The sequence below is a fragment of the Lysinibacillus sp. FSL K6-1151 genome (assembly GCF_038630755.1).
GTDB lineage: Bacteria > Bacillota > Bacilli > Bacillales_A > Planococcaceae > Lysinibacillus > Lysinibacillus fusiformis_D.
The window spans coordinates 2546887-2563000 of record NZ_CP152040.1 but is presented as its reverse complement, the minus strand read 5'-3'; the positions used below and the strand labels follow the sequence as shown (position 1 = coordinate 2563000).

The 16114-nt window shown below is 32.6% G+C and carries 16 protein-coding genes and 1 pseudogene; 12 read left to right on the top strand and 5 right to left on the bottom strand.

Going from position 1 to position 16114, the window contains the following annotated elements:
- Positions 1 to 124: 124 nt before the first annotated feature.
- From MHI04_RS12435 to MHI04_RS12410, 6 genes and pseudogenes are all read left to right on the top strand, one after another.
- Positions 125 to 847 (top strand): SDR family NAD(P)-dependent oxidoreductase, encoded by a 723-nt coding sequence (locus MHI04_RS12435; RefSeq protein ID WP_101966723.1) that lies wholly within the window; start codon positions 125 to 127, stop codon positions 845 to 847.
- A gap of 40 nt (positions 848 to 887) precedes the next feature.
- A pseudogene (locus tag MHI04_RS12430) lies at positions 888 to 1001 on the top strand (short-chain dehydrogenase); the annotation flags it as partial.
- A gap of 274 nt (positions 1002 to 1275) precedes the next feature.
- Positions 1276 to 1476 (top strand): cold-shock protein, encoded by a 201-nt coding sequence (locus MHI04_RS12425; RefSeq protein ID WP_004225195.1) that lies wholly within the window; start codon positions 1276 to 1278, stop codon positions 1474 to 1476.
- A gap of 579 nt (positions 1477 to 2055) precedes the next feature.
- Positions 2056 to 2535, top strand: a complete 480-nt coding sequence (locus MHI04_RS12420; protein ID WP_101966722.1) for a GNAT family N-acetyltransferase — start codon at positions 2056 to 2058, stop codon at positions 2533 to 2535.
- Positions 2536 to 2792: 257 nt separating this feature from the next.
- Positions 2793 to 3161 (top strand): hypothetical protein, encoded by a 369-nt coding sequence (locus MHI04_RS12415; protein WP_036117082.1) that lies wholly within the window; start codon positions 2793 to 2795, stop codon positions 3159 to 3161.
- A gap of 292 nt (positions 3162 to 3453) precedes the next feature.
- Entirely contained in the window at positions 3454 to 4074 is a 621-nt protein-coding gene (locus tag MHI04_RS12410) for a DUF998 domain-containing protein (RefSeq protein WP_058843657.1), read from the top strand.
- A gap of 195 nt (positions 4075 to 4269) precedes the next feature.
- On the opposite strand, the gene MHI04_RS12405 is transcribed toward MHI04_RS12410, so the two are convergent.
- Positions 4270 to 4605, bottom strand: a complete 336-nt coding sequence (locus MHI04_RS12405; protein ID WP_036117079.1) for a helix-turn-helix transcriptional regulator — start codon at positions 4603 to 4605, stop codon at positions 4270 to 4272.
- 630 nt (positions 4606 to 5235) lie between these two features.
- On the opposite strand from MHI04_RS12405, the gene MHI04_RS12400 reads away from it, so the two are divergent.
- Positions 5236 to 6111 (top strand): aminoglycoside phosphotransferase family protein, encoded by an 876-nt coding sequence (locus MHI04_RS12400; RefSeq protein WP_342534878.1) that lies wholly within the window; start codon positions 5236 to 5238, stop codon positions 6109 to 6111.
- 542 nt (positions 6112 to 6653) lie between these two features.
- On the opposite strand, the gene MHI04_RS12395 is transcribed toward MHI04_RS12400, so the two are convergent.
- The gene (locus tag MHI04_RS12395) at positions 6654 to 7298 is read right to left on the bottom strand and encodes a DUF1295 domain-containing protein (RefSeq protein ID WP_058843659.1); all 645 of its coding nucleotides are present in this window, start codon (positions 7296 to 7298) and stop codon (positions 6654 to 6656) included.
- A gap of 17 nt (positions 7299 to 7315) precedes the next feature.
- Positions 7316 to 8119, bottom strand: a complete 804-nt coding sequence (locus tag MHI04_RS12390; protein WP_036117073.1) for a MerR family transcriptional regulator — start codon at positions 8117 to 8119, stop codon at positions 7316 to 7318.
- 398 nt (positions 8120 to 8517) lie between these two features.
- Here MHI04_RS12390 and MHI04_RS12385 point away from each other — a divergent pair, with 398 nt between their 5' ends.
- From MHI04_RS12385 to MHI04_RS12375, 3 genes are all read left to right on the top strand, one after another.
- Complete coding sequence (locus MHI04_RS12385) at positions 8518 to 9237, top strand: hypothetical protein (RefSeq protein ID WP_342534877.1); 720 nt, start codon at positions 8518 to 8520, stop codon at positions 9235 to 9237.
- Positions 9238 to 9444: 207 nt separating this feature from the next.
- Positions 9445 to 9954 carry a ClbS/DfsB family four-helix bundle protein gene (locus tag MHI04_RS12380; protein WP_036117070.1) on the top strand — a complete coding sequence of 170 codons (510 nt, stop codon included), beginning with the start codon at positions 9445 to 9447 and terminating at the stop codon, positions 9952 to 9954.
- Positions 9955 to 10560: 606 nt separating this feature from the next.
- A complete protein-coding gene (locus tag MHI04_RS12375; protein WP_308302777.1) occupies positions 10561 to 10905 on the top strand; it encodes an N-acetylmuramoyl-L-alanine amidase in 345 nt (114 codons plus the stop codon).
- Between the two features lie 337 nt (positions 10906 to 11242).
- Here the strand turns inward: MHI04_RS12375 and MHI04_RS12370 are convergent, their stop codons facing one another.
- A complete protein-coding gene (locus MHI04_RS12370) occupies positions 11243 to 11758 on the bottom strand; it encodes a hypothetical protein (RefSeq protein ID WP_036117068.1) in 516 nt (171 codons plus the stop codon).
- Between the two features lie 452 nt (positions 11759 to 12210).
- Here MHI04_RS12370 and MHI04_RS12365 point away from each other — a divergent pair, with 452 nt between their 5' ends.
- Both MHI04_RS12365 and tnpA read left to right on the top strand, forming a co-directional pair.
- Positions 12211 to 12444 (top strand): DUF3953 domain-containing protein, encoded by a 234-nt coding sequence (locus tag MHI04_RS12365; RefSeq protein WP_036117066.1) that lies wholly within the window; start codon positions 12211 to 12213, stop codon positions 12442 to 12444.
- Positions 12445 to 12779: 335 nt separating this feature from the next.
- On the top strand, positions 12780 to 13253 hold the full coding sequence (gene tnpA, locus MHI04_RS12360; RefSeq protein ID WP_036129052.1) for an IS200/IS605 family transposase: 474 nt from the start codon (positions 12780 to 12782) through the stop codon (positions 13251 to 13253).
- Between the two features lie 721 nt (positions 13254 to 13974).
- On the opposite strand, the gene MHI04_RS12355 is transcribed toward tnpA, so the two are convergent.
- Positions 13975 to 14601: a DUF4352 domain-containing protein gene (locus MHI04_RS12355; protein ID WP_036117064.1), complete on the bottom strand. Its 627-nt coding sequence runs from the start codon at positions 14599 to 14601 to the stop codon at positions 13975 to 13977.
- Positions 14602 to 16114: the final 1513 nt, after the last annotated feature.

The following is a 16114-nucleotide window of genomic DNA, read 5'->3' as shown; positions in this document are numbered from 1 at the left end:
GTTAATATAAGAGCAAAAAAGGCAGAAGTCAAATTACGTTTGTCATAGCAATAAACCACTTTCATTGCTGTATAACTCTGTAATTATTATAATGAATAGCAATAACTGGTAAGGAGATGGTGGAATGAGTAAGAATTTCATTATATTTGGAGCGAGTCAAGGACTGGGTGATGCATTTGTCAAAGGTTTACCCGTCATGGGAGACTCTGTATGGATCGTGTCACGTTCTCGACCTAAAAGCTTAAATCTCAACGATGGTGTCAATCGTCATTGGCTCGCTATTGATTTGTCCAATCAGCAATCAATTCCAACTTTAAAAGAGAAGGTAAAAGACATTCCTTTCGATGTATTAATTTACAATGTTGGCGTATGGGAAAAGCGTGGATTCGAGGATGACTATACATTTGATTTGGATGAGGTCGTAGATATTTCAAACATAATCAATATAAATTTAACTTCTACAATTACATATATCCAAGCGCTTTTACCAAATTTAAGACAAGCGGAAAATGGAAAAGTGATTTTAATTGGCTCAACAGCGGGCTTAGATCACACGAACAATGCACAAGTTTCATTTGTTACATCTAAATTCGGCTTACGTGGCATTACCAATGCCCTTCGTGAACATTTAAGAAAGGATAAAATTTCTGTCACATGTATTAACCCAGGGGAGCTAGCAGCAGAAGTACCTTATGAAGAAGGGGCAGAGAAAGCAATTCATTTATATGAAGGGACTCGTATTCCTGTACAAGATATTGTATCAATTGTGCAATGTGTCATCCATTTATCACCTGTTTCATGTGTAAAGGAAATTACTATTCCTGCAATAACGGATTTGAATGCTTGATGATCGCCTGTTGCTCAGAAAGCATTGTAGCGGGAGTTAATCTTCTATTTGCAATCGAATAGGGCGAATAGAGGATATTGCCGATGCAGTAACGTTTCTGGCTTCCACTGATAGCAGCTGGATAATAAATGTTTCTGATGATTTTCGTTTATAAAACGCAATAATACTGTGAAGTTCCGATAAGGGGAAAAAACATTGCTTTTCATGCCTAACCTCAAGAAAAAATGGATATTCCAAAATTTAAACAGTTTAGGACTAGACAAAGGTGATTTTACATGGTATATTGTATTCAATAGAATCATCCGAAAAAAAAGATGCAATGAATTCACATATTACAAAAAGTAATCGTGTTTTGATAGATGCTTTTTGTGATATGTGTTTTTTTATGAATGTGATTTTATTTAATTTGATTAATGGAGGTCATTTACATGACACAAGGTACAGTAAAATGGTTTAACGCAGAAAAAGGTTTTGGTTTCATCGAAGTTGAAGGCGGACAAGACGTATTCGCTCACTTCTCAGCTATTCAAGGTGAAGGTTTCAAATCACTTGAAGAAGGTCAAAAAGTTGAATTCACAGTAGAAGAAGGTCAACGCGGACCACAAGCTGCTAACATCGTAAAACTTTAATTTTTAATGAAACATACCACTCTTAATTGAGTAGTATCAGACTGCTGACAAACTCAAATTTGATGTTTGTCAGCAGTCTTTTTTATAAACGAAACTAAAATCGTGAAGCAGCTATCTTTTATCAACTATCTTACCTCTGCTAAATACACCTCTTCAATCAAAAATTCCTTTTTATGTAATTTCGCTATTTCTTCTAAAGTTGAAACACACAAATTCTTAAAAGTTTATGAATTCAGGACAATTAACAAAAGAATAAAATAAATAATTAATGAAATAAAAATGGAAAATCGTCTTTTTTTCAGGTTGAATCGATGTCTTGAATTAGTACTCATATCTCGTACAATGCCGTTTTCTTTAAACATGTTACAATACTCGCATTTCTCCAGTACTGAACCTTCTCTAAATTAAGCAATATCATATTCTGAGACGTGTCCCATCACAGAATCCAGCAGGCGAAACAATCCACTGTTAAATAAGAAAATTTTTACGTCGTTATTATATTTCGGAAATTTCAAATAAATGAATGACCAAAACCTAATTAAGTGGTAAAGTATAGAAAAATGAATGGAGAATGATCTTATGGAAAAATGGAAAAGGGTTGAATTAAAGCATTTTTCAAGTGAATATATGAAAGAATTGAACTCTTTTGTACTTACAGAAGAACAAAAACAATTTTCTGCTCTTCCAAGCAAATTTGGAGAAATTAATGAAGGACAGTATCGTATTGTCATTTTAAGTGATAATACACCAGTGGGTTTCTTCCTTCTCAATGCAAATGAAAGAGTAAAGAAATACTCTACTAATTTGAATGCTATGTTATTAACTGCATTATCAATTAACCATACAGAGCAAGGAAAAGGTTACGCAAAACAAGGAATGACCTTACTTGTTGAGTTTGTGAAAGCAGAATTCCCTAATTGCGATGAAATTGTTTTAGTTGTAGACAAAGATAATATACCAGCACAAAAACTATATTTTAAAGTAGGATTTGAAGATACAAATGAGAGACTAATAGGACGAATCGGCGAAGAAATCATCATGAGACAATTAATAAAATAAAGTTAGATCACAAATAAAATCGTCACTAGAGCTGATTTTATATTTGAGGATTAAATTTTTTAAAGTTTGCGAAAAGATTTCCCTCCTTTGATATTTTTCATGACTTTAATAGTAGGGAAAGACAGACGATTGTCTACATAGGTAAACTTTCAGCGAAGAAATGACAACATGGCCGACCCAGAGTTGCTGTGTTTCTGGGATTATGGAAAAATATTGAAATGTACCGATTTGCTGCTTATGATGGAGGTGAGTATGAAATGTATAGTAATACGGCAAATATGCTTAAACAGACGACAAATCTTATCAATGCATTGAATAAAATAAAACAAAACCTATCTTTTGTAAAATTGTATATTAATAGCGATAGAACACTGGCAATCTATTTTTTAAGTAATGCATATAGTGACTTTAATTTATTCAAAACTATTTACTTATCTGTAACACCTGGTGATCAAACAATTGATGAGTTTTTAGAGAAATATGAAAAATTCTTTGTAGAAGTAAATAAATATTTAGAGGTTTTTACTGATAATAGCGTAGTTGAAGATAGACTTCATAAGGAAGTATTGTTTGCAATCAATGAATTAGAAAGATATCTGTTAAATCTGTTGGATTTGTATAGATAAATACTTAGACATTCCTTACACAGAGGGATGTCCTTTTATTTTGCAAAGCAATTAGTATATTGGCGTAGGGAGATAAAGCAAAATATAATTTTATTATTAAGCAATCACATGTCTATGCTTTATCTACCCAGTAACATTGAGCAGCAAATGCAGGAGCTAAATATGAGAAATGAATAGAAAGATTTGCTTTTGGAATAATGATACATGGAGATTTTGCAGGATTAAAACTCATTATCGTTTAAAGAAGTAATTTATTTTGAAATCAAATATATAAATAGAGAAAGGAGGAAAAATATTGTTACATATATCTAAAAAAATAGGAATAGTAAGTTGGGTTGTGACCATTTTATATTTTGTGATAGAGCCTATTTTTATTATGACTGCACTTGTACCCTATAATTTTATGCAACAAGCTATGAGTGATCTAGGAGTAACATCATGTGGGAAGTATACATATTCAATTGCACCTCATGAAATTTGTTCACCTTATCATTTTTGGATGAATGTATTGTTTATAGTAAACGGTTTAACATTTTCGGTTGGAGTGTTGTATCTTTCTCAGTATCTAGAAAGAAATGGAATAAATAAATTAGGAACAGTATTTATTCTTATATTTGCTATAGGAAATATTGTATCTGGTTTTATACCTGCAGATGTTCATTTATTTTGGCATTCCATATTATCACAAATAGGTATGTTTACTGTTTTGTTTGGACTGTGGATTTATGCAAAATCATTGACTAAAGGTAAGAGGTGGACCTATTTAAATGTAATTGTTCTTATAACTCTTCTTTTCTTTATCATTCTTTTGTTTTTCTTTCCATTGCCAGCAGGTCTATTACAAAGACTTTATTATGGTGTGATTTTCTTGTGGGGTACTGTGCTCACAATTTTATTAAGTTCATCAGAATAAATTATAAAGCCCAGATATTCAGTTAACGTACCGTAATTGTTTAGGTAGTGTCTAGCAATTGAGGATAGTTTAAATGAGTACCTGGGCATGTTTAATGATGTATTGATTTTATAAGGAATAATGGTAATCAGTAAAATTGCAACCTTTCTGTAAGGGACTTGCGGAGTGCTCACTATTTAAAAGGTTAACATTAACTCACTTTTCCATTATCGATTTATTTTTTGTATTCCACATTTTATAAAGCTCTCTATCAACAAGGACTAATTCCATACCTAATTCACTTGCATATTTAGTTAAGGTTAAAGAGGATGGAATAGAGCTAAAGGTTTCCATTCTCGAAATAACACTTTTGGATAGACCAGTTCTCTCAGCCATTTCATCTTGGCTAATATTTTTTTCTATTCTTTTATTTAATAAAGTAAAAGCCAATTTAATTAGCTGTTTTTCATCTTGAGAAATCATTTCATCTTCTATTAATTCATAATAGCGAAGAAAAATTCTTGGTATTATTCTCATTGAGTAATTTTCCAATTGCTACACCTCTTTATTAATCTCTACTATTTATAGAGTGGTTAATATTAGACATTTTAGCTCGTCTAATAAATGAATTTTAGTAATTCTTTATAGTAAAAGGATTACTAAAAAAATTATATCCATTCATTTATAATATTTCTATATATTGTTTTGTAAAGATTGGATTAAAAAGTATTTTTTCCTAAATCGTAAATTAGAGAATAGGTTATTTGTAGCATCCTGTGTCTATGGTAGTGATTCTATATAATTATATTAATGCTGATAGGAATTATAAGTATTATATAAAAAATTAATTAAGGCTTTCGAAATAAAGCTGATAAAATCATCTCGTTAGTTTTTCTTAGAGGTGATCTTGTTGTTGAGTATGTATGCTAAATTGGCTTTGTGTAAAAATTAAAAACATGGTAAAATAAACCATATAAATTATGATGAAAAATCGATTGATAGGTGGGAATTGTGTGATTGATAAGTAAAAATGAAGAATATGTTTATTTAAAAAATCATAAAAACAATGAGTATTGGTAATTACATTTAGGAACGCTTCATGTACTTAAACAAACGGGTAATTAGTTCAACAAGCATTTGGGGATCAACACAATAGAAAGTGATCGAAAGGGGGATTACTAAATGAATAATAACTTTATTGAAACCATTCAGTCGCTTTATTCTGACCTTTCCATTGAAGACTTTTATCCTAATGAAATTGGACAGAATAATGATGTGTTCATTGTAAACAAATCTTTGGTTTTTAGATTTCCAAAATATAAAAATGGAATCAATCAATTAAGAAAAGAGACGGAAATTTTAAAATACATTAAAGGTATCATCTCAACCCCTATTCCGAATCCAATTTATCAGTCTTTTGAAGAGTTAAAACCAAGTAAAGTCTTCACCGGCTATAACCTAATAGATGGTGTTCCTTTGTGGAAGGAGAGCTTAACAGGTGTTAATAGTGTTGAATTGGTTAAGGGGTTGGCCAAACAACTTGTTTCTTTTCTTGTAGAACTCCACTCTATTTCAGGGGAAAAAGCAAGTCGAGATTTGAAACTAAAGGTTCGTAACCCACGTGAAGAGATGTATAGCCTGTATGATAAGATTCAAAATAATGTATTTCCTTTTATCAGAAGCGACGCTCAAAAGGAAATTTCACAATCTTTTGAAACGTTTCTAAAAGAGAAGGCATTCTCTAATTTAGATATAACACTTATACACGGAGATTTCGGAGCATCTAACATATTATGGAATCCAGAAACAAGTATGATTTCAGGGATAATAGACTTTGGTGGTTCGGGTTTAGGAGATCCAGCGTATGACTTTGCTGGAATACTCTCTAGCTATGGCGAGGATTTTTTGGATATGTGTATTAACCTATATCCTAACGGTGATGAAATATTTGAACGGGTTAAATTTTATAAAAGTACATTTGCTTTACAAGAGGCATTGCACGGAATTGAGAATGGAGATAGACAGGCTTTTGAAGATGGCATTAAAGATTATAGATAGATTACTTGCTCAACTAATAGGTGCTTTAGTACAACAAGGGCTTCAAACTTCTACATATAGTAAGAGCGTGTTTTGGACAGTTTTTATTTTCAAAACACGCTCTTTATTGTTCTCATATTAAGGTTTATTACAAATTTATAGCACGAGAAGTTAATGCTAAGTTTGTGATCAAGCCATTTATTTTATCGCTCAACCACATGTTCGAAATGTACGCCCTTTTCCTATGACATCCAATAAAGAAAGTATTGAGCGTGTCTTTGTGGATGCAAAGGAAAAGTGTGGAATATGATGGACAAGCTTAAGAGGTCTTAATAAATTGTCCAGGTAGGCGATGCTTATTTTTGCTGCCATGAATTTAAAGAAATTGGCTAGGCAAGTTGTTTAAAAGAGTTCTTTTGCTTGAAGAGTCTGTTTTATTGGGTGGTATATTATCATATTTAAACATAATGAAAGAAGATAAAAGGAATCGAGGGTGAACTTTTCGATTCCTTAAGTCGACAGTCTGAGATCACCCTATAATAGGTGAACCTGATGTTTTTTATTTACCAAATGAAAGGGATTAGCTTTTTAGTTTTTTGTTTATATATTGTAAATTGTTCTCCGTACTTATTTTGTAAGTAATTATCTGATTTTGGGATATAGCCAAAAACAAATACGAAGAATAAACTAAGAGGGATAAGCAAACTATAAATATTGTTAGAGATTAGTGCTAAGCCTAGTACCCAAAGGCAGTCTCCGAGGTAATTAATATGAATCGCATATTTAAATAAACCTCCCGTATAGAGCTTACCTTTGTTTTCAGGATTGTCTTTGAAAGGTTTTCTAAGTAATTCTGAAACTGTGTTTAATATACTTCCTCCTAAAAATAATAGCCAGCCTACAATTAGCATTGTTATGTTTGGATCCTGTTTGCTCGTAATCATTAAAATGGGAAAGCCCAAATAATAAATCCCAAAGGCTATACTGTTCATGATAGCTTCCTGCATTGCAATACCTCTAGGTAACCAAATAAACATCATAGCTGTTAATCGCAAAGCTGTGATAATTAAAGCAATATAAAGCCCTAGAGAAATGGCAGATTTTCCATATGTATTGAAAAGTAAATAATATGCAATAACTAAATAGATAATCTCAGCAACTAAAATGAAGATTTTTTCTTTTATCGTAGAATTATTTATACCGTACAAAGTAAGACACTCCTTTGTTATTTATATTTAATAGGAAAAAATACGTCTGTGATATTATTATCCTCTTGTGTACTATAGGGATCTGTTTGATAAACTTCGAACGGTGCACCATTTAGTTTATAGTTATGTTCGGTTATCCAAACATGTAGTTTTGTATGGATGGAAGGTAGTTTATCATAAGAACCAATAAGCGTAGCCATTGCACAAAGACCAGGATTAAATAATCTTGTTTCATTCGTGGCGGTTGTAAGTGGTATGGCCATTTCTACATCATAATTATCAGGTTCATATTCGGCACTATGGAAAATAGCAAGTGGTTTTGCACTAGGTAATAAATTATTGAACATAATTTTACTAAACAACTCATTAAAGTGTTTTAGAAAATCATCGGTATTTATTGTCTTTCGCTGAGATAAGATATCATATGGTAAGTGATCCACAAGTTTAATCTCAATCTCATTTAAATAGCCCATGATACTTCCCTTTTTATCAAGCTCATGAATATCAAGTTTTAATTCATTTAACAATGAAGCATAAAATGTAAGTTGTTGTGTAAGAATTTCTTGTTTTGTTTTCAATTTAGAACTAAGAAGTTCGGTATCATCCCAATTAGTTAAAATAAATTTGATTTCTTCTAAAGAAAATAAATAGTTTTTCAATCGCGAGATGGATAAAGCAGTTTCTAATTGAGGAACATTGTAATAACGATAGTTATTTCTAGCATCAACAAAAGCAGGCTTTAAAAGTCCGATTTCATCGTAGTAGCGAAGCGTTTTCAGTGTAAGATGAGATATTTTCGAAAATTCACCAATGGTCAGCATAACAATCACCTCCTTATAAATTACTTTAAATATAAAGCATCCTGTAAGGGGAGGGTCAAATCAATAAACTAAGCTTTCTTAAAGTTTTTGGCATTCAACATGGGCAACATGACTGCATCGAAAAAATATTTTAGAAGTTAATAAGAAATCTAAGAGCCTAGCCAGGTTGGCCTAAGCATTCTAGTATTAAATAGTTTGAACCTAAGATGAGTTTCTTTATTAAAATATCTATGATTCTCACACCACCACATACCACAAGTTTATAGTCAAAAGCTATTGGCACTGAAAAGCTTTAGCCATGATAATACGGTGCATGAGTCGATAAAAGTAGCAATTTAAAAATTGTAATAGAATCCCATTCATTATATATGTATATTTATATAGGAGGAGGGATATTGGTGAAAAAAGTTCTTCATCTAATAGCTATTACATTAGTTGGATTTTATTTCTTGTACGGCTTAACTAACATGTTTTTAAATAGCAAAGGATATGAAGGTGCTGACTATCTAGTTTCTATCATTTTATTGGTACTTATTGTTTTATTTGAGGGATTTCTAATTAAACTTTATAAACGAGCCTATAGCGCTGAAGCTATAGAAGCACGTAAACAAAGAGAAGCTGCGAAAAAGAAACAACAGTTCGAGGCAGAGAGTAAAGTACTTGGTTCTAAATCTCGACAACAGCTATTCAATGCAGATCTATGTATTAAAGTAAAACATATGGCTGGATTACCAGTTGCCGAAGGTGCTGAGATATTTGTTTACAGATGCAAAGATAAAATCGTGTTTGAAAGAAGTCAAGCCACAATTGAATTAAATATAAATAAAGTGATTGATATTCTAATAAAAACAGATGTTGAAATTCAAAAAAGTTGGGTAAGTGATGCTGGTAAAGCTATAGCAGGGAATAATCTTTTTGGTTCATTAGGTGCTATAATTGGTGGAGAGGCAAAGGAAAAAACGAGCACAATCATAGAGAGGTATTTAATTTTTGCTTATGAAAAGAATGGTGAAATAAAATATATATCTATGGAAGTCACGAATGAACCTAATGCAAATTTATTTAATTCAAATTATTACAATCTCTCCAATAACGAAAGAAGATTTACAAGTCTTTAAAGAGCGAATTAGCAATTATAGATTGTAGACCAATGATCACTAATTTTGTGAATATAGTGGGGCTATCATTGAATAAACACAACATAATTGAGTGTACTGTCATTATCTGCCACTCAAACAGATAGGTAAGCATTATTTTAAATTTCATTTTTTAGAAGGAAATCATTCAATTTTGCTGAACTAATAAATGGAAGAGAGGGGAGTAAAGTGAGGCAGTATGCAAACAAGGAAGAATTGATTAGTACGATTAACGACAAGTATAAAAAATATATTGCAGAATTTAATGATATACCAGAAGTCTTGAAAAACAAACGGATTGAGGAAGTGGATAAAACTCCATCTGAAAACCTTTCTTATCAACTTGGATGGATAAATCTTTTGCTTCACTGGGAGCAAAAAGAACAACAGGGAGAAGAAGTACACACGCCAGCAGAAGGCTATAAGTGGAATAATCTAGGTGGATTGTACAATTCTTTTTATGAACAATATGGAGCGTACTCTTTGAAAGAACAACAATCAATGCTTGATGAAGCGGTCACTAATTTATGTGAGTGGTTAAATATTCTATCTGAGAAGGAATTATTTGAAGTTGATCAAAGGCGATGGGCAAAAACACAAGCTAATTGGCCTGTTTGGAAATGGGTTCACATTAATTCAGTTGCTCCATTTACAAACTTTAGAACCAAAATTCGTAAATGGAAGAAGATTAACCTTTAAATATTTTTGAAAAAGAAGTGATGTTCTTTTGTACATATTGATTAGTAACAGGCGGTATGGATATTCTTTAGCCTTCCACAAACATGGAGGGCTTTTATTATGCGCTATGATTATTAATGGAGATGGGCAACGGTACACAATATTCTCGATTTGCCTCAAGGCTTTTTACTTTCAAAAAGGGCAAAGATTGTAGATAAATGGAACAAACATTTAAGTTTACTTAGCACAGTAGGCGGCTGAGGTTTATGACAGTACATTTTATTTTAAATGCAATCGATTTTATCTGGAATGGCAGCTAACTGGGGAACGATTAACAGTAAGCGTCGGTATCAAGGCATCATCAAAAAAAGCATGAAGTTGGTTTGAATCGTAGCTAATCTCATCTATTTAGTACTGCAAGATCAAGGATTTACAATTGGACAGATTATTCCAGATGCTGTTGTAGTAACGTTTATCTTAAACGAACTAGTTAGCTTAGGCGAAATTTCAGCAAAACTCGGTGTGAATATGTATGTACCAGTTAAGAGAGCATTAGAGATATTCAATACAAAGAAGAAAAAAGCGAAATGACATATGCTTTAAGCAGTCCTTGCTACCAATAAACAAATATCCAATCAAGGCACCATACACAATGGCGCCTCAATTTATCACTATACGCAACAAGGCCACACAGCTAATGAGATTTCATATAGGATTAGCAACAACAATCAGGTGTCTTATCATGTTACTGTGGATGATAAAGAAAGCATTCAGGCTATACCTTTTAATCGAAATGTTTGGCATTGTGGGGGTAGTACTGATCCTAATGCGATAAAGAAAGGAAACTGGCTTTCTATTGATATCAAAATTTGTCACAGCAAAAGTAGTGGATTACGTTATCGAGTTGCAGAGGAAAACGCTGTTCAACACATTGCGAAGCATTTAAAACAATTCGGTTGGGGTATTAAGTAAGTGAAGAAGCACCAGGGTTGGAACGGCACGTATTGTCCGCAATGAATTTTAAATGAAGATCGTTGGAATCGTTTTTTGAAATGAATTAAGGCATCGATGAAGCCAGCAGAAATCTGAAATACCAACAGAAAAGGATGATGTCATTAATGAAATTCACAAACAAGCCAACTAAAATCGCAGTATGTGATTATCTCAAACAAGCAGTAGATATAAAGCCCATTGATAAATCACATCTAGATAAATTCGATGTTGGTACACTTACCAGCAGTGATTTTGAAGGGAATTATCATTGCACATCGTAGTGTTTAACAGCAAAGGTCAATTACCTTAATGCTTTTTAACCACCTATTTGAATAACGGTTAACGAACGACTGGCGTAACCAGCGACTAGAGAATCCGACGAGGCACTTACTCCTACTAAGTCTCCGGCAGATAAAGTAGCTTGGACAATGTAGCTTGAACTACTTCTATTTAGTACATTAAAAATAGCTATTCCTTCTAAAAAAATAGGTAGTCCATTTACGGTAATGCTGACAGTGAAATACGGTTGATCTGGATCAGGTAATGCTGTTGCTTGCGCATTTATTGAAATAGTAATTTGATATACGCCATTGTTTTGCACTACTAATTCATTTCCAGATGGGCTGACAGTTACATTAGATAAAGGGCCCACTTGCTCAAATGTAACGGGTGTCGATACAGGCGATAAAAAATCTAATGTGTCTCCTCGCAGGGACCCATAACCTAATACGCCAGGAGTGACAGGTGCAACGGGGCCAGGAGTAGCAACAATTTTAGGGAAGTAGTTCGCTTCACTTTGACAACAGCTCGTTTGTGTATGCCTACTAAACATTTCTAGATTCCTCCTTTATAGTTTGTTTAGTATTATATTCTAATCTCTTAAAATGATTTGAATTAATACCCATCAAATAACCAACATAATTATCAACAGCAAGTTATTAATCAAGTTCAGGCGCTCACATGAGTACCTAGTCTTTTTTTATTTCCATAAATCTCCTCGATATTAGGGGAGTTGAAAATAATAATGTACAATCGGAGGTAGGTCAGTGAGGTAAGGTTTTCCTCCCTTGGTATTTATCAAAACCTAAATATTAGGGAAAAACAGATAGAGGACCGATCAGCGCTGAGCAAACTTGTCGGGGCATGACATACACGGTCGATCTATATTTTTAAGAGATTAGGTTTATTAATTAATATAAAAGGTAATTAATTTACATTTATTTGCATTTACTCTTTTTTGTAGTATGATAAATAAATATGAAATTTAAAGAGGTGTAGAAGGTTATGCTGAAAATTTTACCAATTGCCTTTGCTATCATAGCAATATCTCTTTCTACTTATGGACTTATTACACGTGATTACCAGCTGAATTTCCTAATGATATTCTTTTTGGGTTTATCTATGTTAACCTTAGGAATTAGAGAATTTCAAAGTAAGAGAAAAGCTTATGGTTTGTTTCTAATAGGAGTATTTTTCTTTTCAACATATGCATCAATTCAAAGTTTCATATGGAGATAAATAAAGGAATGGTTTATAAATGAACTTCCTCCACTTTCCATTTATTTCAGTTAAACTTACTACAGCAACAAAATGCCCGGAAAAGCACCAAATACAATTTGCTACAAAATAATGTGGTGTGTTCTACCACGAGTCGCAAATGAGCTCCCGACAATAGGGTTATCACAATGTCAAAGCTTTCATCTTAGGATGGAGGCTTTTTATTGTGTGCTTTGAAAACCCCCTGCTATGCAGGGGGTTCCGGAAAGCTTTTAGCTATGGACAATAAAAAAACTCCAAACGTACAATAAAGTCAGGTCTAGTCAACCGACTTCGTACGAAAGGAGCCACCATAAATGGATAATAAAAGTTTAGCACATACAACGTGGAATTGTAAGTATCATATCGTCTTTGCGCCAAAGTATAGAAGGCAGATTATTTATGGTCAAATTAAAGCAGATGTTGGAAGAATATTGCGCCAATTATGTGAAAGAAAAGATGTAGAAATCATAGAGGCAACAGCCTGTCCTGACCACATTCATATGTTGGTAAGTATTCCACCGAAATTGAGTGTATCTGCGTTCATGGGTTATTTAAAAGGGAAGAGTAGTCTAATGATTTTCGACCGACATGCGAATTTAAAGTATAAATACGGTAATCGTCAATTCTGGTGTCGAGGATACTATGTGGACACAGTCGGCCGAAATAAGAAAAAGATACAAGAGTATATAAAAAATCAATTACAAGAAGATATCCTGCAAGATCAAATGACGATGAAAGAATTCATTGATCCATTCACAGGAGAAGAAATCAAGAGAAAGAAAAAATAAGTAAGCCGCTTTAGCGGTTTGTGTGAAAACGGAGTGCGGTTGGCAGACCATTCGGAATGTCTTTAGACATGGGCCAGTACCCCAGCGTTTCACGCGCAGAGCAAACCACCAGTTATACTGGTGGTTCTGATTATGTATTCGAAAGGATGAGGAAAGATGGCATTAAACAACATACAAGAGCTAGAACAATACGCCGATGTGTGGTTAGCCAATAATCAATGATTGGTAGCAGGTATTTTTTATCAACTTATGAACCCACCAATATCCAATATGTTATGCTCTGCTCTTTAACTATGTCTGCAATTATTTTTATAGTATTACAGATATAATTAATGGACTATTTAATGTTAACTGAATTTCAGAAGTAAACAAAAAATATTGTAAGGTAATCGCGTAATAATATCAAAAGATATTCTATAATTTTTATAGAAAAGCACTCTTGTTTGAGGGTTAAGGAGAGAGATTCTGGAGCTATTCAGTTTACTAAAATTGACCTAGAACCTGTTTGAACGAAATTAGAAGCTACTAAAATATTAAATTTAAATGATGCTCCTGTTATACTTGGTTTTAATAAAGTTGAGAGTTTAGATATAGTAATTGAACAATTATTAAAATTACGACATATAATGTCTGGTGAAGGTGAGTACGAATGGACTGCTAGTGGAAGAATTGTAGATAAAAGCTAAATATGAACTAAAAAAAGTCACTCATTTGAGTGACTTTAATAATGTCTTAGATTAATCATACCTGTTTCAGTACCGAAAATACCCGTTTGTACTTGCAGTTGTAAATCAGTTGCTTCTGCTACTTCTGGAGCAAGGTCAAATACAACTTTACCTTTAATCTCCATGTCAGGATTTACTTCTTGTAAGAAGAAGCTATTTTGAATGTTACCATCTTCACCTTGGTTTGCTGACATGCTAGCAACACTATCGGATTCATATGTTTTTTCACCACGTTTTAATTTGAAGAAACTAGCATCAATTGTTACAGCTTTATTTCCATTGTTTTTGTAAGTAACATCTAACACAACATATGTACCACTTGCTTTTGTAGGTAATACAGAAGGCCCTACTTGATCTGTTAAACTAACTCCATTTAGAGTAAACACTGCATCTCCAACTTCTAAAGGAGTATCAATTACGGCAATCTCTTCTTTTTCTTTAGCTTTTTCATCATCTTTTGATGAATCTTTATTTTCTGGCGCTTTTGCAGAAGTCTCAACTTTATCTTTAGAATCCTTCTCCTTTGTTGTATCATTGCCTCCTGCCATATTACCAATGGCGCCGATTACAATGATGGCAACAATTAAAATAAACCACCATTTTTTGTAGAAAGGTTTTTTCATGTAAAATAGTCTCCTTTGTATATGTTGTTAGTACTATTAAATTATATCAATATTACCATGTTATGTAAACTTATTATACTAGAATATGGTTCAAGCTTAGTAAATCACTCAAAGAAATAGCCAGGTGCTCAACAGAGTACCTGGTTTTTTATTTGTTTATATAGAGTTTTGATAGATATTAACTAGAATAATTATGTATATTTTACATAATTTTGAACATTGTGGGAAGTCTATTATTAAGATGTACCAATTAAACAACACAAGGAGGAAATTATTTATGGCAATTAATAAAGGAAATACTGATTTTAATTTAACTGTTTCACAAACAGGGGATAAGAGTTTAAAAGTATCATGGAACTGAAACTAAAGTAGCCAAGAACAGAACAGTTTTATATAAACAAGATAAGAAGTCACCCATTTAAAATAATGAGTGACTTTCTTTTGTTATTTATCACAAGCTAATCCATCACCATCTCTAAAGGCACTTTCTCTCCGTTTTCTCGTTTTAAAAATAGGGTAGCTACCGATTTATCTTTCCCGATATTAGCTCCCATTGCTCCAGCTATAGCTCCCGCATTACCGAATTTACTTCCGATTACTGTCCAGCCAACTATACTTGAAGTACTCTTTTGGACATTTTCTACACGTTCCCATTTAATTAACTTGAAGGTTTCTGGTTCTTTGTAGTCGACAGCAATATTTACATAGCCTTGTTTGGTTTGTATTAAAACAACTTTCTTTTATCTGTTCTTTTCCATTCAGGATGGTCATGTTTAGTTTGATTGCTTTAGGTGCTTTTTCTTTCTTTTGAGGTATTGTTTTTTCTGGAATGCCGAAGATATTTTCAAATTCATTCGCGAAAGGTTTGGTTGCATTATCATTAGTTAGTTTGAGTTTAATCTCATTCTTTAAATAGGTGAAATCAACTTCTACAGCTAATATTTTTCTGTTGACGATTTAGTTACTAATAGCAATTACATCGTAAGAAACAAATAATTTTCCTTTTTTATCTTTTTCCAATGTAAGCAATCTTTTAGTAGTTAACAAGAATAAAAAATAAGTTAACTTTTTTGAACCGGTTGTCGCAGATATTATCTGTTCATCATGCTCAATAAGAGTTGACAAAATATTTATATCTTCTTCAACAAACGAAATAACCTGTTTACCAGCTGGCTATAAATAAACTCTTATTTGTTCTTGTATATTCAAATTAACTTCGTCCTTCCATATAGAATGTTGGTAATATAAGAAAACTATATCAACCCTGTTTGGTGTTGTCAGTACGTTATAAATAATAAATAGGTCACTTATTTGAATGAAATGAGTGACACACTGTGTGTAAATACAGATTAGTGTACCTGCTCGTGCATGTTTATTTATAAATCATAAAGAGGTACCGCAGTGTTTATATGAATTATATTTCATATTAGAAAAATCTATATTTATTTTAGATATTTAAGAAATGCTTCCCTCTATTTTTCAACGTTCCAATTTCCATTGAGCAAAAACCCCG